Annotated in this window: 20 protein-coding genes; 8 read left to right on the plus strand and 12 right to left on the minus strand. The window is 41.7% G+C overall.

The window, feature by feature from the left end; translation table 11 throughout:
• The first annotated feature begins 27 nt into the window (after positions 1 to 27).
• From B1NLA3E_RS21765 to B1NLA3E_RS21785, 5 genes are all read left to right on the plus strand, one after another.
• Positions 28 to 1,026, plus strand: a complete 999-nt coding sequence (locus B1NLA3E_RS21765) for a LacI family DNA-binding transcriptional regulator (RefSeq protein WP_015595977.1) — start codon at positions 28 to 30, stop codon at positions 1,024 to 1,026.
• A 73-nt stretch (positions 1,027 to 1,099) separates the two neighbouring features.
• Complete coding sequence (locus B1NLA3E_RS21770) at positions 1,100 to 2,569, plus strand: tagaturonate reductase (RefSeq protein ID WP_015595978.1); 1,470 nt, start codon at positions 1,100 to 1,102, stop codon at positions 2,567 to 2,569.
• 13 nt (positions 2,570 to 2,582) lie between these two features.
• A complete protein-coding gene (locus B1NLA3E_RS21775; RefSeq protein ID WP_015595979.1) occupies positions 2,583 to 4,076 on the plus strand; it encodes a UxaA family hydrolase in 1,494 nt (497 codons plus the stop codon).
• A 55-nt stretch (positions 4,077 to 4,131) separates the two neighbouring features.
• On the plus strand, positions 4,132 to 4,785 hold the full coding sequence (locus B1NLA3E_RS21780; RefSeq protein ID WP_015595980.1) for a bifunctional 4-hydroxy-2-oxoglutarate aldolase/2-dehydro-3-deoxy-phosphogluconate aldolase: 654 nt from the start codon (positions 4,132 to 4,134) through the stop codon (positions 4,783 to 4,785).
• Positions 4,782 to 5,795 carry a sugar kinase gene (locus B1NLA3E_RS21785; protein WP_015595981.1) on the plus strand — a complete coding sequence of 338 codons (1,014 nt, stop codon included), beginning with the start codon at positions 4,782 to 4,784 and terminating at the stop codon, positions 5,793 to 5,795. The genes B1NLA3E_RS21780 and B1NLA3E_RS21785 overlap by 4 nt, the downstream gene beginning before the upstream one ends.
• Before the next feature lie 101 nt (positions 5,796 to 5,896).
• Here the strand turns inward: B1NLA3E_RS21785 and B1NLA3E_RS21790 are convergent, their stop codons facing one another.
• The 7 genes from B1NLA3E_RS21790 to B1NLA3E_RS21820 form a co-directional block, all read right to left on the minus strand.
• Positions 5,897 to 6,298, minus strand: coding sequence for a cupin (locus B1NLA3E_RS21790; protein WP_015595982.1), 402 nt, complete (start codon positions 6,296 to 6,298; stop codon positions 5,897 to 5,899).
• Positions 6,299 to 6,317: 19 nt separating this feature from the next.
• The gene (locus tag B1NLA3E_RS21795) at positions 6,318 to 7,253 is read right to left on the minus strand and encodes a transketolase family protein (RefSeq protein ID WP_015595983.1); all 936 of its coding nucleotides are present in this window, start codon (positions 7,251 to 7,253) and stop codon (positions 6,318 to 6,320) included.
• Positions 7,246 to 8,064: a transketolase gene (locus B1NLA3E_RS21800; protein ID WP_015595984.1), complete on the minus strand. Its 819-nt coding sequence runs from the start codon at positions 8,062 to 8,064 to the stop codon at positions 7,246 to 7,248. Before B1NLA3E_RS21800 ends, B1NLA3E_RS21795 begins: the two co-directional genes overlap by 8 nt.
• Positions 8,065 to 8,110: 46 nt before the next feature.
• On the minus strand, positions 8,111 to 8,947 hold the full coding sequence (locus B1NLA3E_RS21805) for a carbohydrate ABC transporter permease (protein WP_015595985.1): 837 nt from the start codon (positions 8,945 to 8,947) through the stop codon (positions 8,111 to 8,113).
• Between the two features lie 2 nt (positions 8,948 to 8,949).
• Positions 8,950 to 9,822 carry a carbohydrate ABC transporter permease gene (locus tag B1NLA3E_RS21810; protein WP_015595986.1) on the minus strand — a complete coding sequence of 291 codons (873 nt, stop codon included), beginning with the start codon at positions 9,820 to 9,822 and terminating at the stop codon, positions 8,950 to 8,952.
• Between the two features lie 249 nt (positions 9,823 to 10,071).
• Entirely contained in the window at positions 10,072 to 11,346 is a 1,275-nt protein-coding gene (locus tag B1NLA3E_RS21815; protein WP_015595987.1) for an ABC transporter substrate-binding protein, read from the minus strand.
• A 230-nt stretch (positions 11,347 to 11,576) separates the two neighbouring features.
• The gene (locus B1NLA3E_RS21820; RefSeq protein ID WP_015595988.1) at positions 11,577 to 12,233 is read right to left on the minus strand and encodes a FadR/GntR family transcriptional regulator; all 657 of its coding nucleotides are present in this window, start codon (positions 12,231 to 12,233) and stop codon (positions 11,577 to 11,579) included.
• Positions 12,234 to 12,693: 460 nt separating this feature from the next.
• On the opposite strand from B1NLA3E_RS21820, the gene B1NLA3E_RS25030 reads away from it, so the two are divergent.
• The 3 genes from B1NLA3E_RS25030 (at position 12,694) to B1NLA3E_RS21830 (ending at position 18,151) form a co-directional block, all read left to right on the plus strand.
• A complete protein-coding gene (locus tag B1NLA3E_RS25030) occupies positions 12,694 to 12,993 on the plus strand; it encodes a hypothetical protein (RefSeq protein WP_015595989.1) in 300 nt (99 codons plus the stop codon).
• 588 nt (positions 12,994 to 13,581) lie between these two features.
• Positions 13,582 to 15,207 (plus strand): SWIM zinc finger family protein, encoded by a 1,626-nt coding sequence (locus tag B1NLA3E_RS21825; protein ID WP_015595990.1) that lies wholly within the window; start codon positions 13,582 to 13,584, stop codon positions 15,205 to 15,207.
• A complete protein-coding gene (locus B1NLA3E_RS21830; RefSeq protein ID WP_015595991.1) occupies positions 15,200 to 18,151 on the plus strand; it encodes a DEAD/DEAH box helicase in 2,952 nt (983 codons plus the stop codon). The genes B1NLA3E_RS21825 and B1NLA3E_RS21830 overlap by 8 nt, the downstream gene beginning before the upstream one ends.
• Before the next feature lie 568 nt (positions 18,152 to 18,719).
• Here the strand turns inward: B1NLA3E_RS21830 and B1NLA3E_RS21835 are convergent.
• From B1NLA3E_RS21835 to B1NLA3E_RS21855, 5 genes are all read right to left on the minus strand, one after another.
• The gene (locus tag B1NLA3E_RS21835) at positions 18,720 to 18,983 is read right to left on the minus strand and encodes a type II toxin-antitoxin system RelE family toxin (protein WP_015595992.1); all 264 of its coding nucleotides are present in this window, start codon (positions 18,981 to 18,983) and stop codon (positions 18,720 to 18,722) included.
• On the minus strand, positions 18,952 to 19,209 hold the full coding sequence (locus tag B1NLA3E_RS21840) for a hypothetical protein (protein ID WP_015595993.1): 258 nt from the start codon (positions 19,207 to 19,209) through the stop codon (positions 18,952 to 18,954). The genes B1NLA3E_RS21835 and B1NLA3E_RS21840 overlap by 32 nt, the downstream gene beginning before the upstream one ends.
• A gap of 452 nt (positions 19,210 to 19,661) precedes the next feature.
• Positions 19,662 to 20,591: a type II secretion system F family protein gene (locus B1NLA3E_RS21845; RefSeq protein ID WP_015595994.1), complete on the minus strand. Its 930-nt coding sequence runs from the start codon at positions 20,589 to 20,591 to the stop codon at positions 19,662 to 19,664.
• 3 nt (positions 20,592 to 20,594) lie between these two features.
• Positions 20,595 to 21,554, minus strand: coding sequence for a type II secretion system F family protein (locus B1NLA3E_RS21850; RefSeq protein WP_051120182.1), 960 nt, complete (start codon positions 21,552 to 21,554; stop codon positions 20,595 to 20,597).
• A gap of 7 nt (positions 21,555 to 21,561) precedes the next feature.
• On the minus strand, positions 21,562 to 22,914 hold the full coding sequence (locus B1NLA3E_RS21855) for a CpaF family protein (protein ID WP_015595996.1): 1,353 nt from the start codon (positions 22,912 to 22,914) through the stop codon (positions 21,562 to 21,564).
• Between the last annotated feature and the right edge of the window lie 24 nt (positions 22,915 to 22,938).

Consider the following 22,938-nt stretch of genomic DNA (forward strand, 5'->3'; position numbering starts at 1 on the left):
GTTCATTTGCAAAAGGAAGGACAGATCATGGTTACAATAAAGGATATAGCTAAATTGGCGAATGTTTCTCACACAACGGTATCAAGGGCTTTAAATAACAGCCCCCTGATTAAAGAACATACAAAGAAGAAGATACTAGAGATTGCCTCTCAGCTTAATTACACACCAAATTACAATGCCAAGGGTCTAGTCATGCATAAGTCTTATACAATCGGCTTATTCTTTACAAGTATCACTAACGGCACGTCATCAAGCTTCCTTGCTGATACGATAAAGGGTGTAAATAGCGTGATTAATCAGGATTACAATCTGATTGTCCGCGGTATCGATGATTACCAGGATTATTCCTCTATTAACAAACAAAGATATGATGGGATCATTTTAATGAGTCAAAGCATCCACGATAATTCTTTTATTTACAACTCGATTGAGAAAAGGATTCCGTTAGTGGTGCTAAATCGTGATATTGAGGAAAATAAAATTACCAATATCTTATCTAATGATAAAGAAGGTTCCCGCCAAGCAGTGGAATATTTGATTAAATGCGGTCACCGCAATATTGCCATCATTGAAGGTATCCAGGGCTTCAAATCTTCTCAAGAGCGCAAGGATGGATATTTGGCTGCACTAATTGAAAATGGCATTTACCCTAGAAAAGAGTACTCTGTTGTTGGGAACTATGATATGAGGAGCGGATATCTTGCCGCAGAAAGGCTCCTTTCGCTTTCCACCCCTCCCACTGCCGTATTTTGTTCCAATGATGATATGGCAATTGGGGCGATGAACGCTATTTTTTCACGGAACTTAAAGGTGCCGGACGATGTATCTGTATTTGGTTTTGATGATATTGGCTATTCCCAATATACGACGCCACGGCTTACAACGATTAAACGGCCAATTGAAGAAATCAGTGTAAAGGGGGCGAAGAAAATCTTGTCCTTGATTGAGGATAACGAGCAGAAGGGTGAGAAAATCTTTATTAATTCGGAACTAATGATTAGAGACTCTGTCAAGAAGGTGAATTGACATCGACCCATTCACAAGAATGGGGGAATTTTATCTAAAATGTTCACGTGTGCAAATACGGAGGGATTAATAAATGCAGAGACTAAATAAAAGCTTATATAAGAATATTGCCTCCTATCCGGAAAAAGTACTTCAGTTCGGGGAAGGAAACTTTTTAAGGGCATTTGTTGACTGGCAAATACAGATTCTCAATGAGAAGACCAACTTTAATGGAAGCGTTGTCGTCGTTCAGCCCAGAGGCTTTGATAAGATTGAAAGGCTCAATAACCAGGATGGGCTGTTCACTCTTTATTTACAGGGAATCAAAGATGGATGTCCCGTAAATGAACATATGGTGATTGAATCCATCAGCCGTGGGATTAATCTTTTTACAGACTATCAACTCTATGTAGACCTAGCTGGCCAATCTGAACTGCGTTTTATCATTTCAAACACAACTGAAGCAGGGATCGTTTTTGATCCTGAAGATCGATTGGAAGATAAGCCACAGAAGAGCTTTCCAGGCAAACTGACCTCTTTTCTTTATCATCGTTTTCAAGCTTTTTCTGGAGACGAAAGCCGTGGTTGTATTGTTATTCCAGTTGAATTGATTGAAAATAATGGTCAAATACTCAAGGAAATTGTACTGCAATATGCCCGACACTGGGACCTAGGCAGCGACTTCATAGATTGGATTCACCATGCTAACACTTTCTGTTCGAGCCTGGTAGACAGGATTGTCACGGGATTTCCATTTGATTCAATTGAAGAAAAAACTGAAGAACTTGACTACCAGGATGACTTGATGGTGGTTGGGGAACAATACCATCTTTGGGTGATCGAGGGGCCAGAATGGATTAAGAACGAGCTCCCAATTGAGGGAACAGGGTTGAACACACTGATTGTTGACGATTTAGCACCCTATCGAGTTCGAAAAGTCCGTATTTTAAATGGAGCCCACACAGCGATGACACCTGTTGCTTACTTGTATGGTTTGAACACAGTAGAGGAATCGGTTAATCATAGCGTGATTGGTAAATTTGTCAGGGAGCTGATTGAAGAGGAAATTATCCCTACTCTCGGTGGGCCGCTGGAAGAGCTTACTGATTTTTCAAAAGAAGTGCTGGCGCGCTTCAGGAATCCATATATTAAACACTATTTGTCTAGTATTTCCTTAAACTCAGTCTCCAAGTTTAATACAAGAAACTTGCCTGCTTTGTTAGATTATGTGAACCGTAACGATAGGCTGCCAAAACGAATGACCTTTGCCTTAAGCTGTTTGCTTTATTTTTATAAAGGAAAAAGGGGGAATCAGGAAATCCCATTGCAGGATAATCCTGAAATCTTGGCATTCTTTAAGGACATTTGGGGGGAATTCGAGAATCAGAAAATTGAAATGAAGGAACTAGTTGAAACTGTATTGGCAAAAAAACAGCTTTGGGGAACGGACCTTACTTCCATTCCCAACCTGGTTAGCCATGTGACGTCCAACCTTCTACAAATTGCTCAAAAGGGAGTAAAAGAAGCGCTCAAAGAAATAAATGAGACATCCATTATTGAATAAGGAGGTCTAGCATATGAAGAAGTTCTTACAAATTCATGAAAAGGATAACATCATCATTGCCTTGATAGATTTAAAGAAGGATGAAACACTGAGCGTTAATGATACTAGCATTCTATTAAAAGAGGATATCAATCGCGGTCATAAAATCGCCTCTACAGAAATCAAGGAAAGTGAAAATATTATGAAATACGGGTATCCGATTGGACATGCGCTGACAACAATTGCAGCGGGAGAACATGTTCATACCCACAACACCAAAACGAATTTATCCGGAATCCAGGATTATCAGTACACACCGGTACAAACGCCAAATCCATATAAAGATGAAAAGCGGACCTTCAAAGGGTATCGAAGGGAAAATGGAAATGTTGGCATTCGAAACGAACTTTGGATCGTGCCAACAGTTGGATGTGTAAACGGAATTGCCGATAAAATAATCAAACGCTTTGAAAAGCATGTGGGTGATATTAGTCCGTTTGATCATGTTCTAGTTTTAAAGCACAATTATGGTTGCTCCCAGCTTGGGGACGACCATGAAAATACGAAACAAATTTTGCTCAATGCTGTTCATCACCCAAATGCTGGTGGAGTACTCGTTTTAGGGCTCGGATGTGAGAACAATCAACTGCCGGAATTTAAAAAGGCGCTTGGAAACGTGAATGAGGACAGAGTGAAATTCCTGATATCTCAAGCTGTTGGCGATGAGATTGAGGAAGGCTTTAAACTCCTTAAGGAAATCTATGAAAATGCTAAAACCGATAAAAGAGAGGACATCTCTCTTTCAGAATTAAAAATCGGTTTAAAATGCGGCGGTTCCGACGGTTTTTCTGGAATAACAGCCAACCCGCTGCTTGGAAGGTTCTCTGACTATTTGATTGCCCAAGGTGGAACTACCGTTCTGACTGAAGTTCCGGAAATGTTCGGTGCCGAAACCAGATTAATGGAACACGCTGCCAATGAAGAAGTATTTCATAAAGTAGTAGACTTAATCAATGACTTTAAGGCTTATTTCATGCAGCATAATCAGCCTGTTTATGAAAATCCTTCACCAGGGAACAAAGCCGGTGGCATTACTACCTTGGAGGACAAATCGCTTGGATGTACGCAGAAGGCTGGTACTTCCACTGTTGTTGATGTTCTAAAATATGGAGAGGTTCTTAAGACGAAAGGATTAAACCTTCTCAGCGCACCAGGAAATGATCTCGTTTCCTCCTCCGCACTTGCTGCTGCCGGTTGTCAGATGGTGTTGTTTACCACAGGAAGAGGAACGCCGTTTGGGTCTTTTGTTCCAACCCTAAAGATTTCAACCAACAAACAACTATATGAAGCTAAACCTCACTGGATTGATTTTAATGCAGAGATTCTGCTTGAAGATGGAGTATCCTCTGATCAAGTGTTAAATGATTTTATCGATTATATAACCAAAGTGGCGAGCGGTGAGCTTGTAAATAACGAGAAGAATGACTTTAGAGAAATTGCTATCTTTAAAAGCGGGGTAACTTTATAACCGGTTGTTTGACTTTAGTTTTCTAATGGGCGGGGTTCTAGCCAAGGAGGTAAAAATGAAAAAACTTATGATATTATCCAAACTTTCGGAGTGCGGGGTAATTGCTGTCGTTAGAGCAGACTCGCAAGAAGAAGCAGTCAAAATCTCAGATGCGTGTGTAAAAGGTGGTATTACCGGCATCGAAATAACCTTTACAATCGATGGTGCTGAGGCAATTGTAAAGGAACTTGTCTCACATTATCGTACTCACCCCGATGTAATGATTGGTGCAGGAACAGTTCTTGATGAAGTAACAGCCAGAATTGCTATTTTGGCAGGGGCGCAATACATTGTCAGCCCAAGTTTTGATAAACAAACGGCCAAAATGTGCAATTTATATCAGGTCCCTTATTTGCCAGGCTGCATGACGATTACAGAAATGAAAAATGCACTAGAATATGGCGTCGATATCATTAAATTGTTCCCAGGGAACGCTTTTGGTCCAGAGTTCGTGAAAGCGCTTAAAGCACCTTTACCGCAAGTGAACATCATGCCTACTGGTGGTGTAAGTCTCGATAATGTCGACCAATGGATTAAAAATGGCTGTGTCGCCGTCGGTGTTGGAGGGAATCTTGTCTCACCTGCCAAAACGGGAGACTATGGAAAAATCACCGAAAATGCGAAATTATATATTGAAAAAGTACAAGAAGCAAGAGAGGGATTACGATGAAGAAGATTGTCACACTAGGGGAAATCATGCTTCGCCTTTCTACCCCCAAGGGAGAGAGACTTTCACAAGCTAACCAACTTAACGCCCATTATGGCGGTGCCGAGGCCAATGTTGCTGTTTCTCTTTCATATTTCGGTTATGATTCCTATTTTATTAGCAAAGTCCCGAATAATCCTTTGGGGCTAGCTGTGGAAAGGCATTTGAAATCTCATGGTGTTCACACAGATTATCTTCAAAAGGGTGGAGAACGTTTAGGTAGTTACTACCTTGAAGCTGGTGCCGGGGAAAGAGGCTCTCAAGTAACCTATGATCGGAAATACTCCAGTTTTTCAGAGCTGAAAGTGGAAGCAGTTGATTTGGAAGCGGCTTTGCAGAGTGCCTCGTTATTTCATGTTTCGGGAATTACATTGGCGTTATCCCCTGAGTTGAGAGAATTGACGCTTCATGCCCTGAAAAAGGCAAAAGAGTATGGCGTTAAAACGAGCTTTGATTTCAATTACCGGGCCAAGCTCTGGAGCCAGGCAGAGGCTAAAGAAGCGATTTTGCCGCTGCTTCCTTTTATTGATATTTGTTCGTGCGGAGAATTGGATGCCGTCTATCTCCTCGGGATGGAGAAAGCAACCGAGTCTCTCCCACCAGAAGAAAAACTAAAATATTATTACGAAAAGCTGACGGATTTATATCCAAACATTGAATTATTATGCTCAACCTTTCGTACAGTCATTTCTGCTTCAAGTAACAGGCTACAAGGCAATCTGTTTGTTGATGGCAAGCTGTATCAATCAAAGGTTCATCCTATTAATCCAATCATTGACCGTGTCGGCGGGGGTGACGCATTTGCAGCAGGCGTTTTGTCCGGAGTTCTCGATGAGCTAGATCCCGACCAGATTATCTCCTTTGCAACTGCAGCTTCTGCTTTAAAACACACAGTTTACGGAGATTGTAATCCTTTTACAAAGGAAGAAGTTTTAAAGTTTGCTGAAAATGAATCAGGTAAGATTGTACGGTAATAGCATTCATATATACTATTAATCAGTTTTTTACATATTGAATACAAAATTTAATTGCTCATCAACCCATAAGAAAAACCGGGCTATCTACCCGGTTTTTTTTATACGTTTACTTTTTCTTGAATTTCTAAAATTTGTTTAGCATTCAATGGAAGAATATCACTATTTTCCATGCTTGTAGATGAATCTTCAATTAATACCATTTTTGTATCTTTCATCGTGATTGTATTATGCCATAATGATTGTGGAATATTGTAAACTTTATATGGTTCCATATTTACTGTTTCAAATTTTAAGTCATTATTTATTTCATTTGCAAACACCAAAACACATTCTCCTGAAAGTAACACAAATAGTTCATCAGTTTTATTGTGTCTTTCCAAGCAGTCAATACCTTTTATATCATTAGCGGGCTTCCAATTTTTAATACCTACGGTCCACTTTTCATTTTCATATACCCGACTCATACCTTCTTGATTAAATTCATACGATAAAATGTTCATCTGACTATCCTCCCATATTTTAAAGATGTACTCCTACTAACGATTTACATTTATCAACAATATTTTCAGCTGTCAGACCATACTCCTTAAATAAATCTGCAGGTTTTCCGGATTTACCAAACTTATCGTTTATGCCTACTCTAGTAAATTTGGCTGATGAATTTCCAGCCAACACTTCAGCAACAGCACTTCCAAGTCCACCAATGACTGAATGCTCTTCTACCGTAACAACTGCTCCACATTGTTCGGCCATTTGTAATACACACTCACTATCGAAAGGCTTTATGGTATGGAAATTGACTACCGCCGCTTTTATTCCATCCTTTTCTAATAGTTTAGCTGCCGCCAATGCTTCTGACACCATTAATCCGGTAGCCATTATACAAACATCAGACCCATCTCTTAATATATTAGCTTTGCCTGGAATAAACGGGGTGGCTTCTGTTGTAACATTCTCAACAATAGGTCTTGCTACACGAATATAGACCGGGCCATCGATTTCATATGCAGCAAAAACAGCCTTTCTAGTTTCAATTGGGTCACACGGAACAAAAACAGTCATTCCTGGTAATCCTCGCATCAAGGAAATATCTTCAATAGATTGATGGCTACCTCCATCTTCTCCAACAGATAAACCTGAATGTGACAAACCAAACTTTACATTTGCATTGACATAGCTGATCGAATTTCGAATTTGTTCATAGGCCCGCCCTGTTCCAAATAGGGAAAATGTACTGACAAAAGGTATTAATCCTGAGTGCGAAACTCCGGCTGCAATACAAAATAAATTTGCTTCTGCAATTCCGATATTATAGAATCGGTCTGGATACTCATCTGCAAAAATACTTGTCATAGTAGCATGAGCTAAATCTCCATCCATGACGACAATATTTTCATTTATGGCACCTAATTCTTTTAATGCTTCTCCATAAGCTACTCTTAATGATTTACCCATTTATCGTTACCCCCAATTCTTCCATAGCTTTTTCAAATTCTTGTTGATTCGGTGCTTTTCCATGCCATCCATATTCATCTTCCATAAAGGAAATCCCATTCCCCTTATGTGTTTCACAACAAATAAATTTGGGCTTCCCGGAAACTGGTGCTTTAAGTGCATAGTGAATCGCATCAAGGTCATGTCCATCCACCTTGAAACATTCAAAACCAAACACTCTATATTTTTCCATAATATCTCCAATGCTTAAAACATCATCATTGGAGCCATCAATTTGAAGACCGTTATGATCTAAAATAACAACCAAATTATCTAATTTGTAATGTGCAGAGGCCATTGCCGCTTCCCAAACCAAACCTTCTTGGACTTCACCATCTCCGATAATTGCATACACTTTATAATCCATTTTTCTATGTTTTGCGGCTAAAGCCATTCCAGTTGAAATGGATACTCCTTGTCCAAGCGAACCAGTATTAGCATCAACACCTGGCGTTTTCTTCATATCGGGGTGCCCTTGTAAATGGCTATGGACTTGGCGGAAATCCTTGAGATCTTCTATAGGAAAATAGCCCTTATTTGCTAATATTGCATAGAGAGCTGGACAACCATGACCTTTACTAAGGACAATCCGGTCCCTATCCTCTTTATTTGGATTTGCTGGATCAATATTTGCTACATCATAATATAAAGCTATTAAAATCTCGACAAGAGAAAGTGACCCACCAGGATGGCCAGATTGAGCAGTATAGATCATTTTTAAAATATCTGCCCGTATTTTTTTTGCAGTTTCTTCTAGATTAGCTTTTTGCATTATTTCCCCTCCTAAATGTGTATGAATACTAAAGGTTCATTTTTAATTAACCTTTTTCTGAACCTGCAGTCATCCCTTCAATCAGTTTCTTTTGTGCAAAGAAGAACATTAGACAAACAGGAATAATTGTAATAATTCCACCTGCTGTCAGTAAATCCCATTGAACACCTAACTGACCAATTAAGTTTTTTAATGAAACCGGTATGGTTCGGCTTGCCTCATTTGTAAACAAAACTGCAAATGTATATTCATTCCATGATTGAATGAATATATATACACCTGTCGCAACAATCGATGGTGTAAGGACTGGCATGATAATTTTAATAAATGCATATGCTCTTGTAGCCCCGTCTATCATAGCTGCTTCTTCTAATGATGAAGGCAAATCTTTTAAATATCCGGTAAGCATCCATACTGAAAAAGGAATCGTGAAAGTTGTGTAAGCAAATACTAGTGATAACGGTGAATATAATAGATTGATATTACGCATAATCGTATATAAGGGTATTAAAAGTAATACAGTTGGAAACATATTATTTGTCAAAAACAAAGCCATCAGTACTTTTTTACCTTTAAAATTATATCTTGTGAATGCATAAGCAGCTAAGGTTGAAACAACCAGAGTTACTAATGTAGTAATAGTAGCAACTAATAAACTATTTAACATTGGATGTAAAAAATTATATTCACTAAATAAATTTTTATAAGCTGCAAATGTTAGTGCTTTAGGCCAGTAGGTTACTGTTGTTCCATATAATTCAAGTTCAGGTTTAATGGATGTAACAAAAGTCCAGTAAAACGGGAAAATTAAAAACAATAATATTGTCATAATCGGCAAATAAACACTGAATATTTTACTCCAATTAAAACCTTTTCTTTTCAAATTCATCCCTCCTTAAAACTATTTTTTATATAAGGAATGGCCACAAAGGCTAAGAGCGCCATTAAAATTAATGCCATTGCAGATGCATATCCAAGGTTTAAAACATTTGCTTTATTAAATATGTATACACTTAAAGTTTGCGAGGAATAAGAAGGTCCGCCTCCAGTCATATTGTAAATAATATCCACTGAGTTTGAGACCCAAATAATCCGCAGTAACAAAGTAGTTAGGATCGTATTTTTCAAAGATGGAATGGTAATTCTCACTAGTTTTTGAAAACTCGTTGCTCCATCAATATCAGCTGCTTCATACATTTCCTGAGATATACCTTGAAGACCCGCTAGTAGCATGATTGCAAAAAACGGAATGCCTTGCCAGATAATTGTCACGATTACAGACGGGAATGCAGTTGATGTTTGTGATAAAAATGGAATGGCTTGATCTATTATATTGAGCTTTAATAATACGTCGTTCAAAACTCCATAATTCCCATCGTAAATCCATTTCCACATCAAACCAATTAATACCCCTGGTGTTGCCCAAGGAATCAAACTAGCTGCACGCACTATCCCGCGCCCTTTAAACTTTTGGTTTAAAAGTAACGCTAGGATAAACCCAAATAAAAATTGTAGCCCTACCCCTCCGATTACCCAAATTAATGTATATTTGAGTGAAGACCAAAAAAGAGGGTCTGACATTACTTCCTTATAGTTGCTTAAACCAATGAAATCTATATCAAAAGGCCTTCTTAAGTCATAACTTTGGAAACTCATGATGAGAGCATTAATTACTGGTACAAAAACTACGAGAGTAACGATAAGTAATGCAGGAGCTATCAAAAGATAGGGCCAAATATTCAACTTTTTCCGTTGCAAACTTTTCACCTCTGCTTCTTTTATGCCAATTTAAAGTTTATTAGCACAACTCCTTTTAGAAGACACTCATGACAGTTCCATTTTATTGAATCTATCAAAACAACTGCCATGAGCAACAAACAGTTCACTATTTTTATAGTTTCAATCACAAATATAAGTAATTAGTAACCGGTTTCATTTTTTCATAAATAATGGTCAACCTTTTTAACTAAGTGATATTACTGCATGACCAAATGATGAAAAGCAAAACTATTTTGCAAGTTTTTCCTGTAAAATTTTCATTGCTTCTTCAGATGTTAAATTTCCCAATAATGTAGAAGCAACTGTATTAGGCCAATCAGTATTGATCCATTCTGTTGTTGTATCTCGAATTGGTAAAATCCCTGCATATGGCATTCCTGCAATTGAAGCTTTCATAAATTTATCATTTTGGAAATAATCCATTGCTTGTACAGTTTTACTTACTGGAACATTCCCTGTGGCTTCATTCCAATCTACTTGTCCTTTTCCTGTAGCTAAATATGAAACCCATTCAAATGCAGCTTCTTTATTTTTACTTGATTCAAATATTACATTTTCTGTATCGCCCATTGATGTCCATTGGCCATCACCTTTAGGGAAAGCAAATGCTGATACATCGTCTCCGAGTGATTCTACCATTCCTTTTGATGAACCTGTATGGTGAATTGTCATAGCGGTTTTTCCTGATTTGAAGTTTGAAATGATTTCGTTGAATCCATCAGTTGTTGCTGTTGGTGGAACATAACCCTTTTTATATAAATCCACAAAATCCTGCATACCCTTTATTGATTCTTTACTATTTAAGTGATCGAAATCCCCACCTCGTCCATAGATGAAACTTCCCCAAGGCTCTTGACCACCTTTAGCACCTCTCATACCAAATCCATATACATCGGTCTTTCCATCACCATTAGTATCCATCGTGGTTTTTTTTATGGCTGTTAAAAATTCTTTGTATGTTTTTGGTACTTCAATTCCTGCTTTCTCAAATATTGAAGGACGGTAATAAACATATAATACTTGTGTATTCCATGGCATTACATAAACGCTGTCAGTACCGCTTGCTTGTTTCATAATGTTATAGATATTTTCATCAATATCATCTTTATCCTTCCAGTCGGAAATGAAATCATCTAAATTAGCAAGCAACTTATTGGCTTTAAATAGTGGTGTTGATGTTAATTTAAAAGTTGCTACATCCGGTCCACCGCCACCCATTGCTGCAGTAAATAACGATTCACTATACGCTCCGCCATCCCAAGGATATTCTTCTCCAACGACTGTAATTCCTTTGCCATTTGTGCTATTAAAATCTTTAATAATATTTTGCATAACCTTAGAGTATTCTGGATTATCAGCCCAATACCAGTATTTAAGTGTGACGGCTTCCGCTTCTGATTTTTTAGTATCCTTTTTAGTAGATTTGGCTGCTTCTTTGGAATTACAAGCTATCAAACTAAAACTTAAGACTACCAAAAGTAAAACTATAAACATTTTTTTCATCCTATTATTCCTCCTCATATAGATGGCTAATAAATCTAAAAATAGAGATTAAATAATTATAAAAATGTCTAATTTATCTTATGTAGTTTTCTCAGGTGAAAGAAATCGGCAGGAGTGGCAAGCGCTTACATTTATCTCTTTTTACAAAATGCATGATATTAGTAAGTCTTCTATGCTGTAGGGTAGAGTGGAGTAGGGTGGGGTATGCAATCATACCCACTGGCAAAAAATTAATAACCATAAACGTCATCTAAAGTTTGTCTTATATGCTTTTCTGACTCATATCTAGCAGCCAGAAAATCTTTATCTTTTATTGCTTTAAAAATATTCAAATGGCTCTGAAATGCTCTTCGGAAACTTTCTATGTTATTTACCGTTTCTCCATAGCCTTTCATTATTGACTCATTGATTATCGGAATGACCCGATACAAAACATCATTACCTGTGGCTTTTGCAATTAATTTATGGAACTCTAAATCTAATTCTGCACTATTTTTATCATGATAATTAAGTTCTTTCATTTTATTAATGACATCTTGCAAATCTTTTACATCAGAATCATTTGCCCTTTGAGCTGCCAATAGAGTTATTGGTGGTTCAATTAACAGCCTAGCTTCTAGAAGGTTTTTTAGTAAGGTTTTTTGATTAACAAAAGTTAATCCTAAAGGATCTCCAATCATCCCTGTTTCTTTACTAACAAAAGTCCCTCTTCCCTGTTGAATTTCGATGATGTTTTCAGCCTTCAAAATTTTCATTGCTTCCCTAATTGTTGTTCTGCTTACTTTAAATAATTCGATTAACTCACTTTCACTTGGCAATTTATCTCCGGGTTTCATGCCATTTTTAATAATGATATCCCGAACTTTTTCTGCTGTGAGAAAGGACAATTCTTTGTTTTGAATAATTCTATCCCCTTTCTAATTGAAAAATAATGGAACTTTAAAGCCTGTTGTTTAATTCTGATTCTTTAAAATTATATTAGCATACATCATACCAGTTAACAATATCTTATCAAGAAAATGTAATTTTTTTGTAGATATTGAGTTATTTTTGCCGTTTCTTGTAAATTTCATTAAAATTCATCATATGTTTGTTATCCTAAATACAAATTTTTCGCTTTATCTAAGTTGGTGATTAATAAGGAAATTTGTTTATTTATTGGGAATAATATGATACGGAAATAACTATTTGAGAATAAACACGAGTATCCCCTCCTTACTTTTGAGTGCTCCTTAACACTTTTGATGAGATTACTATTTATATTATTTTAGAAAAATTTTGAATTTTCTGCAGGAATATTCAAAATTTTCCCGAAATAATTAAGTATGCAGGAAGGGAGCGTTTTAATTGAATAGTTTACTATTGATTACTTTTTTATCACTACTCTTGCTCTTCTTTAGTTTTTTACTAATTTTCTCGAAAATGGAGCGGAAAACGACAATTAGGTTGATTTCGTTATTTATTGTATATATCTGTATGGCATTCCCTGTCCTTTACACGGTTTACCATGAATGGAAAAGTCCTTCCCTAACTACAAACATTGGACTTGGAATGTCTTTCTTATTTACATGGATACTAACAGCGATTATTTTTATTTTTTCGATATTCTTCCGTTTTAAAGAAGAAGACGATATTTATTCGTTGTAGATAGAAAAGCGGAAGCGCCCGGTTAGCGCACGACAGGACTGGAGCACACTGACTGAGATAAAGGAAACACGGAGAGCACAGCGATCCGATGTTGACTCAATCGTTGCGGAGGTGGGTGAAGTACACTAGGCGCTGGAGCTAGACATGTGAAGCAGTGCGCAAGGCCCTAAAAAAGACCTTGGTCAAGACATCAATGTTTCTATAACTACCCCGCTGGTTTTGACTGAGCGGGTTTTTGGTTTGGATTTTTGGCAACAATAGATGAGGTTTGATTGAGATGCAAAGAGATCGGTTGGCGAAGGTGATTGGGAAGGCATCCATCACTTCCGCTTCCCCCGTCTTTTCCTCCCCTTTTTTTGGTATAATAAAAGAATATGGATTTTTAACAGAAGGTTATGATAAAACTCATTGTTGATTTTGCAACCAAGTTGATCTTCGCTGCAGGTGCGGGAGCATCCTGGAGCGGAAATCACCATTCTAATTTTACATTGCCTAAAAGAAAAGCGGATGCGCCTTTGCTGCTTGCGCTAAACATTAATCGAAGTTCTAAAAAGTATACTTTTTCACTTTATAAAGGGGTTGTTTGTAGTGGCGCCCATTACAGAATATAATGCAGAACTATTGGAGTTTGCCTCTCGAAATATGAAAGGACTGTTAAGGCCTGAACGTGACGAAGACGCGAAGCTTGTTCAAAAGGGGCTGATGTTGTATCGCCAAGGCCTTGTCTATCAGCTGCGATTTGACGGGGATATAGTAGCAGCTGGGGTTCAGGATGTCACACCGGTTCAGGTGAAGCTTGATTTGAGCTTTCTTGAGACGAGTCAATGCTCTTGTCCAGAAGAAGGCTTTTGTCGGCACCAGTTGGCGGTGTTTTTTCATGCCCTCTCTCAGGTTGCCAGTGTCGCGACTTGGGTCGAGGACTGGCGTCAGCCGATAAAAGCGAAGACGGCAGCAACGAATTGGGGACTGCAAACAGCGCGTGATTTATTAAAGGCATCGAAAAAGCCGGAAGCCAATTATCAGGATTGGAGCGAAACTTTTTTAGATAGCTTTCAGAGGATGATGGTCGGAAATGGCCAGCCCAATCCGTACGTCGTCCCTGAATTGTTTCGGGTTTATTGGCGCCGGATTAAGGCTGATTCTCCAATTGAAACCGAATGGCGAACCTTGTATGAATTAATTGCCAATATGCATTCGTTTATGTTGTTGGCAGATCTTAGCGAGGAATTTGGTCATACCGATACAATGGTGGATCGTTATTATCGCCATTTATTTCATGGAATGATTGAGGATATCGAAAAGGCAATCGCCCGGCTGTCGATCACGTCGATGCCGTTTGCCTTTGATGGTTTTATCGAAAAATTAAAAGATGACGCTAGTGGCTTATTAGAGGTCTCGGATGGACTCGCCTACGAGGGCATCCATTTATACCGCTTGCTGTGGAGCCAATTGTTTAAGAAGTCGCCGTGGCACCTTTCAGAACGAGAACGGCTTGAGGAATTAGCGATGCGGAACCCGGATTATCTGCCAGTGCAGGTCGGATTGATTCATCAGGACATTTTAGCCAAAAAGGATGACGAGGGGCTGGAATTATTAGCGAACCTGGAGATGATTGGGGTCCCTTATATGCTGTATTGGCTGGAGCAGTTTACGTTTCAAAAGGAGTGGAAACGGATTGGTCCGTTTATTGACCTGTTCGTTTCACGGTTGAATGGGTATCTGCGGGGTCTTCATAGCTATGATGCCTGTATTGATTTTACCGGGATGGCTTTAGACCTTGTCGTGCCCTATTGTGAAGAGGTGGACCGAGCCGATTTGCTTGAACGCACGCTTGTTCAGAGTCTTCCTTACAGTTTTCGGGTCTATGATACTTTTTTATTTAAGCAACGAGGCTTTGAAAAGTGGGTTGAGCTCCAGGCTTTTATCGGCGCTGAACTTCCCTATTTAGAAAAAGAAAGGGTTAAAGAGGTGCAAAAGCAGGATCCAGGTGCGCTTCTGCCCCTTTATCATCAAGCGATTGCCGACAATATTGAGTTGAAAAATCGGGCTAGTTATCGGGAGGCCGTGAAGCTATTGAAGAAGCTGCGGACGATTTATAAAAAATTGGGGCGCCTTGCGGATTGGGAGAGGTTTTTGACTTTGTTGCTGATGCAAACGAAACGGTTGCGCGCTTTTCAAGAAGAATGTAAAAGGGGTAAGTTGATCGATGCTTAAAACTAGATATTTAAAAATTCACCTTCTCCCTTTAGCTGGTAATCGGTATTTTTTAAAAGCGGAAAAAGATGCGGGCGAGATTGTTCCAGTGAGTATTTGGAAAAATCTGCTCTTCTTTCGTCATGAGGAAAGTTTTTACGGGACGATGGCGGAAAAGGCTGTTGTCAGTGGTGTGGAAGGCGTGGTCTTGGATGGCTGGCAGCTGGTGACGCTGTTTGCGAAGGAGCCGTTCAATCGCTTTATTGATTGGGATTGGGACGATTTGTCGCAGGTTTGTTTGGCGGCGGCCCCGGCTATTCATGAATCTGTGGTTGAGAAGGATTGGCTCCCGGATTTTGCGGTGTGGGAGCATGAGCAGTTTCGCTGGGCGCTGCCTGAGCGGGTGTTGAGTGAGTTTGGTCCGGGGTTTTGGGAGCAGACTGTTGTGGTCGATGGTGATGAGAGTCGGGTTGGTGCTGGGGCTGGTGTTGGAGATGCTACGGATGTTGGCGGCAAGGATGCTGGTGTCGGAGTTGAGGATGCGGCGTTAGCTGATGATGGTGAGGCGGCAGTAATCCCTGTTCAGGGCTTTATTGGCGATTGGTTTAATGGAGCGCTCGATGCTTATTTGAATCAAAATGCGGAGATGAAGGCGGCGTTCGGGGAAAAGCTTTCGCATTTGCGGGATCAAGGTGTGTCGACGCAGGCACTGGCTGGCTTTTTCGATGAGGATAGTTGGTTGCAGTGGATTGGCTTGAAGGAAGATCCGACCCCATTTACGGTTGGAGTGCAATTAGAGGAACCGGTTGAGGCTGATCAAGAGTGGAATTTGAACGTCTTTTTGCGCGGGAAGGTTGCGGAGGAGCAGTTGTTTAGTGTTGACGATGAGGCTATGCCTGCTAGTTGGCGACCGTTTCTCGGGAAAGTGGCACTTGAGGAGGCGCGCTGGGTGGCTCTGTTTCCGTGGTTAGGTGTCGAAACCGAGACAGGGGTTCGTAGGGTTACTCGACGTTTATCAGAGAACGAAGCGTGGGAATTTTTGACGGAGGCTAGTGAAACGCTGGTGGCTTTAGGTGTGGAGATTTTGCTACCGAGTTGGTGGCAGGCGATGAAAAATGCCAACTTAAAGGTGAAGGCACGCGTGAAGGGCAGCTCGAGTCACGGTCCGTCTTTCGTTGGCTTGCAGGCTTTGCTTGATTATGACTGGCGCTTCTCGATGAACGGTGTGGATTTGTCGGAATCGGAATTTCAACAGCTCGTTGATGAAAAGCGGCGGCTCGTGTTTGTGAAGGGACGTTGGATTAAGCTTGATCCGCAGTTCATTAAGCAGATCCAAGAGATGATGAAAAAGGCTGACAAACAAGGGCTTCATGTTCGAGATTTGTTGGAGCAGGAGTTACTTGCCGAAGAGGAAGCTCATGAAGATGAGCTCGAGAATCCAAAGGCGTTTGCCCGGATACAAATTGAATTGAACCGGCAATGGAAGTCGATGATGAAACAGCTATCTGAGGTGAAGGAAATTCCGGAAGAGCCAGTACCGGCGAGTTTTCGTGGCGAGCTCCGTCCTTATCAGCAGCTGGGGATGAGCTGGTTATGGTTTTTGCGGAAGGCTGGTTTTGGGGCTTGTCTCGCTGATGATATGGGGCTCGGGAAAACGGTGCAACTGTTATCTTATTTACTTTTAGCAAAAGAAAGAGGCGAAGTCGGGCCGGCATTGATTATTTGCCCAACGTCGGTGCTCGGGAACTGGCAGAAGGAGATTGAGCGGTTTGCGCCCGGGGTAAAGGTGTATCTTCATTATGGATCGAACCGGTTGAAGGGTGAGGCTTTTTCAAGTGCTGCTGCGGGGGCGGATATTGTGCTGTCTTCTTACGGGTTAACTCATCTCGATTTGGAGGAGTTTGAATCGTTGACGTGGAGTTCGGTGGCGATTGATGAGGCGCAGAATATCAAGAATTCGGCGACGAAGCAATCGCGGGCGGTTCGGAAGTTGAAGGGGCACCATCATATTGCGTTGACGGGGACGCCGATGGAGAACCGCTTGAGTGAGCTATGGTCGATTTTCGATTTTTCCAATCATGGTTATTTGGGAAGCTTGGGGCAGTTTCAGAAGCGGTTTGTGGTGCCGATTGAAAAGGATGGCAAGAAGGAAAAGATTGAGAAGTTGCAGGCGCTGATTCGGCCGTTCTTGTTGCGGCGGACGAAGAAGGATCAAGATGTGGCGTTGAATTTGCCAGATAAGCTGGAGCAGAAGGAGTATTGCCCGCTGACGGCTGAGCAGGCCTCGTTGTATGAGCAGTTGGTGCGGGATACGTTTGCGGAGATTGAGCAGCTGTCGGGGTTTGAACGCAAGGGTTTGATTCTGCAGATGCTTGGGAAGCTGAAGCAGCTTTGTAACCATCCGGCGTTGTATTTGAAGGAAGTGCATCCTCGAAGTTTGCTGGAGCGGTCGACGAAGCTAGAAAAGTTGAGCGAGTTGGTTGAAGCGGTGCTTGATGCGGGTGAAAGCTGCCTTATTTTTACCCAATATATCCATATGGGTGAGATCATCCGCGACCATTTGAAGAAAAAGTTTGCGGTGGAGGTGCCGTTTTTGAACGGGAGTGTGCCGAAGCTGCAGCGTGATCTGATGATTGGGCGGTTCCAGGATCGGGAGTTTCCGGTGTTCTTGTTGAGTTTGAAGGCTGGCGGGACGGGGCTGAATTTGACGGCTGCGAATCATGTGATTCATTATGACCGCTGGTGGAATCCGGCGGTGGAGAATCAGGCGACGGACCGGGCTTATCGGATTGGCCAGGATCGGTTTGTTCATGTGCACAAGTTGATTAGTACAGGGACGCTGGAGGAGAAGATTGACGCGATGCTGGAGAAGAAGCAGTCGCTGAATGATCAGATTATCCAGAGCGAGAATTGGATCACCGAGCTGTCAACTGGGGATCTGCAGGATCTGTTGAAGTTGGGGTAGATGTTTATGAGTGTCGTTGGGGGTGCGGCGGGCTCGTGATGGGCTCGTGGTGGGCTTGTAGCGGGCGCACTTTAGCGCTGTACAGTGCAATTGGGTGCCTGACCCCCGGTGCGTTAATGTGGTAAAGGTGATTCGGTGAGTGGGGCCGAGTCGCCTTTTTTTGTGGGTTTTGGGTTTTTTCGGATGTTCTTGCTATTGCCTAGGGTTGTTAGGTGCTCTGTTACGGATTTTTGGGGTGGGGTTTTAATAAAAATAGGTAATTTTGGGGACTGGGGATTGCACTAGGAAAGTTTATCGACCGCTTTCGTGGTTTTATCGGCCGTTTTTCGGATTTTATCGACCGTTTTGGCATTTTTATCGGCCAATCTCCAAAAATTACTAAATATTGCCCCAGCGTTTCCTATTTTCTCTTTAACGCTGTACAGTGCAATTGGGCCCCTGACTCACTGTGCATTTGTTCCCCATCTATTATGTGTTTTATATCAACCATATTCCTTTTTCATTTAACTAAGGCTCTAATTTGTCCATAATAAAGAAGGGTTCATTGCTTATCCAATGAACCTTTAAGTCATTTATATATATCACCACGGTTACCAACAGCTTGTATATAAATAAGTTGTTCTTCATGATCTATATTGAAAAGTATCCGATAACTACCTATTCTTAAACGATAGAATCCAGTTTGTCCTTTTAAGCTCTTAATATCACCATCTGGTGGAACCTTTAACAATCCTTTTAAGCCAGCCGCAATTCTAACTTGAGAAGATTTATCTTGTTTAGCAATGAATTTTACTGCGGACTTATGGTAAATCAACTTGTAGTCCGAATTCACGCTTTGCATCCTCCCCTGTTATATAACCTTCATCACTTTTCAGTTGTTTTAGTTCTTCTTCAGTTAATGGTTCATCATCTGGATCTAAGTCATCGATTTTTTTCCAAGTCTGAGGTTTCTGCTTTGAACGTTCACTTAAAAATTGGATAAAATCGAAAGCTGCCTTTTTGTCTGCATTATCAAGGTTCTCGATCATTCTCAACAAATCTTCTTTACGAACAGCCATTATTCTCACCCCACCTAACTTTAATGAATCACTTTTACTTATTATATAATAAATTACTTAGAAAATTAATCTTAACAAACTGTTATGATTTTTGACAATCTATATTCCCTAGGGAGGGGATTCAGAAAGAGACGATTTGGTGTGTTTGCCGAGTTGACTTTTTTTGTTTTTGGGGTGGGATTAAATTAAAAATAGGTAATTTTTGGGGTTGGGGATTGCAAGGTCTGTACTGGAACCGCCCGGTTAATTGGAGTGGAAGGCGCGAAGACTCCTGCGGGAGCAGCGGGACAGGTGAGACCCTAAGGCACTTTAGCGCCGAGGAGGCTCACCGCCCGCCCCTAAGGTGCGCGAAGCGCCTGGAACGGAAATCAACAGACCTATTGAACAGCCTATTTAGGCAAAATAATAGACTGTCGAGAGTTTCTCGACAGCCTGAGAGCATACCAATGCTCTTACATCCATTTGGTTACTAGGTTGATGACGACTGGGCCTAGTAGGATGATGAATAGGGTTGGGAAGATGAACAGGACCATTGGGATGAGCATTTTTACTGGGGCCTTCATAGCTTTTTCTTTGACAGCCTGTTTCTTTTGTTCTCGCATTCTTTCGGTTTGGGCGCGTAGGACTTTGGTCATGCCGATACCCATTTGATCGGCTTGGATGATTGAGTTGATGACGCTTTTGAAGAATTCGGACGGAATGCGGTCGCGCAGTTCTTCGAAGGCGTGTTTTCTTGATTTTCCTAGTTTCATGTCTTCTATTGCTAGTTTGAATTCGATCGATATGGGACCGCTCATTTGGGTGCAAACCCGTTTCAGGGCGCCGTCTAGGCCCATTCCCGCTTCAATTGATACGTTGACCATGTCGAAAAAATCGGGCATGTCTTTTTCGATGGTTTTGATTCTTTTTTTCTTTTTACCATTTAGATACATTGGCGGATAGACTAGTGCGAAGAGCCCGGCGATTATCGCGACCATGACTCCTTTAAGCGGTTCGTCGCTGCCGATGGCGAAAAGTAATAGGAAGGCGACAAACGTAATCGAAGCGATCGAGATTTGCAGCAGTTGGAAATCGACGGCTTTAAGCCCGAAGGGCGAGCCCGCTTCATGTAATTTTATTTCCATCCTGGCTTGCTTTTGCTTGCCCATATTTTTATCGACGGCTTGGCGTAGTTTGATGATAAACGGCTCTAGTAACCTTTCTTTTAAGGATTTTTCTTGTTTTAAATCGTCGAGTTCTTGTTCCTCAACATACCCCCGGTCTCTAGCAATCGTGTTCAATCTTCTTTGGAGGTTACGGCGATTCTTCCCTATTTTTACAAAGAGCTGTGAGAATACTAGTGTGCAAAATCCAAATAATAGGATGCTTAACAGCAATACCATGGGTTACACCTCGATGTTGACGATTTTTTGGATGACGAACCAGCCGATTATCCCGGATACGGCCCCCACGCCAAGCATGGTCCAGCCAAGCGGTTGGGTGAGCATCGGGTGGAAGTATTCGGGATTCATGATGTTCAGGATGAACCCGAGGATGACGGGCAGCAGGGAGATGATCCACGCCGACATTTTCCCCTGCGCGGTTAGGGCCCTGAGTTCTTCCTTGATGCGAACGCGGTCGGTGATGGTTTCTTGGATTGTATCTAATATTTGCGTTAGGTTGCCGCCGGTTGACCGTTGGATGATGATGGCATTGGCGACGATTTTGATGTCATCGGTCGGTAGCCGGGTTTGTAAGTTTTCAAACGCTTCCTCGAGCGGAACTCCTAGGTTAATTTCGCGTAAGGTTTTCTTGAATTCTGTCCCGATTGGGTCGGGCACCTCTTGAGCGATGACCTGCATCGACTGTAGGAAGCTGTAGCCGGATTTCATCGATGTTGCCATGGTGCCTAACGCTTGCGGCAGTTGTGTGGTACATCGTGCTAAGCGCTGGGCAATTTTTCTTTTTACATAAAAGTGAGGCAGGAAGGTTGCTAGTATTGCGCTAACGGTGATGATGAACAGTGGCATGTTTAGGATGGCGGCTGTTCCCCCGAGTCCAATCCCGGCCAGCAGTCTTATCGCCATGAACTCTTCAGTTCTGAGTGGAAGGTTGGCGGCCTCAAGTTTTTGCTCCCACTTGGTCGAGTTTTTCTTTGTTAAAAATTTTCCAGATAGCCTTGCCAAAAATGACTTGAGCTCACTCAAATTAAATTTCTGGCGTTGTTGGTCCTCCTCCGTTACCTCTTCGGTCACTTCTTTTGGGAAAAATTTGTTCAGGCGGTCGACCTGGCTTGCCTTTGGTTGAAATAGCATTCCGAGCGAGCCGAACAGGATGGTTAACGCGAAAAATAGAAGCCAAAACATGATTGATTTACCACCTCTCTTCAAACCATTCACTCGGAAGGTTGATTCCGTGATTTTCGATTCTGCCGGCACACATCGGGCGAATTCCAGTCGGTGTAAAGTGCCCGGAAACTTTGCCGTCCTTATTGATGCTGTCTTGTTTGTAAATAAATATGTCTTGTAGTGTAATCGTCTCACCTTCCATGCCGACAACTTCGGTGATGTGGGTAATTTTCCTCGAACCGTCCTTGAGGCGCGATTGCTGCACGATCAGATCGATGGCGCTGGCGACTTGGCTACGGATGGCTCTGATTGGAAAATCGAGACCGGCCATTAACACCATCGTTTCGAGGCGGGCCAGCATATCGCGCGGCGAGTTCGAGTGACCGGTCGCGAGTGAGCCGTCATGTCCGGTGTTCATCGCTTGCAGCATGTCGAGTGCTTCTCCACTGCGAATTTCGCCGATGACAATCCGGTCCGGCCGCATTCTCAGTGAGTTTTTCACTAAATCCCTGATGCCAATTGCCCCTTTGCCCTCAATATTGGGCGGCTTTGTCTCGAGGCGAAGGACATGCTCCTGCGAAAGCTGAAGCTCGGCGGCATCTTCAATCGTGACGATTCGTTCGTCATGTGGGATGAATGAGGACAGCACGTTCAACAGTGTTGTTTTTCCGGAACCGGTACCGCCACTGATGAAGATGTTCAGGCGCGCTTTGACACAGGCGTCCAGAAATTGCGCCATTTCGGATGAAAGCGTGCCGAATCCGGTTAGGTCCTCGATTTGGAGGCGCTTGTTTGGAAACTTCCGGATCGTGATCGATGGCCCGTCGAGTGATAATGGGGCGATAATCGCGTTGACCCGCGAACCATCCGGAAGTCTGGCGTCGACCATCGGGCTGCTTTCATCGATTCTTCGGCCTAGCGGGGCGACGATTTTTTCAATCACCTGCAGGACATGTTCGTCGTCGCGAAAGGTGTAGTCGCTGAGCTGGAGCTTTCCATGCTGCTCGACGTAGATTTGGTTGGGCCCGTTGACCATGATTTCCGAGACGCTCGAATCATTTAACAGCGGCGTGATCGGCCCAAATCCGATTAATTCATTCATAACCGATGTGACCAGCTCTTTTTTGGCCTCAAAGGTGAGGCGATCGCTTTCTTCACTTAGGAATTTCATCGCTTCCTGCTCGATAAATTTTTCCATTTCATCATCGGCTTCGATGATTTGTTTCTTTATTTCGGTGATCAGATGCTTGTGGAGCAGGTTTCTCAGGCCATAGTCCTTCGTCTTTTTGGTTTCCTTTTTTTCAATGATTTGTTCGACAGCTGTTTTGACTGAAGGAGAGACTAGATTCTTTTCGTTTAATCGTTTCAGCAAGGACACGATGATATCCCTCCGATGGTGTTA

The sequence above is a fragment of the Bacillus sp. 1NLA3E genome, assembly GCF_000242895.2.
GTDB lineage: Bacteria > Bacillota > Bacilli > Bacillales > Cytobacillaceae > Bacillus_BU.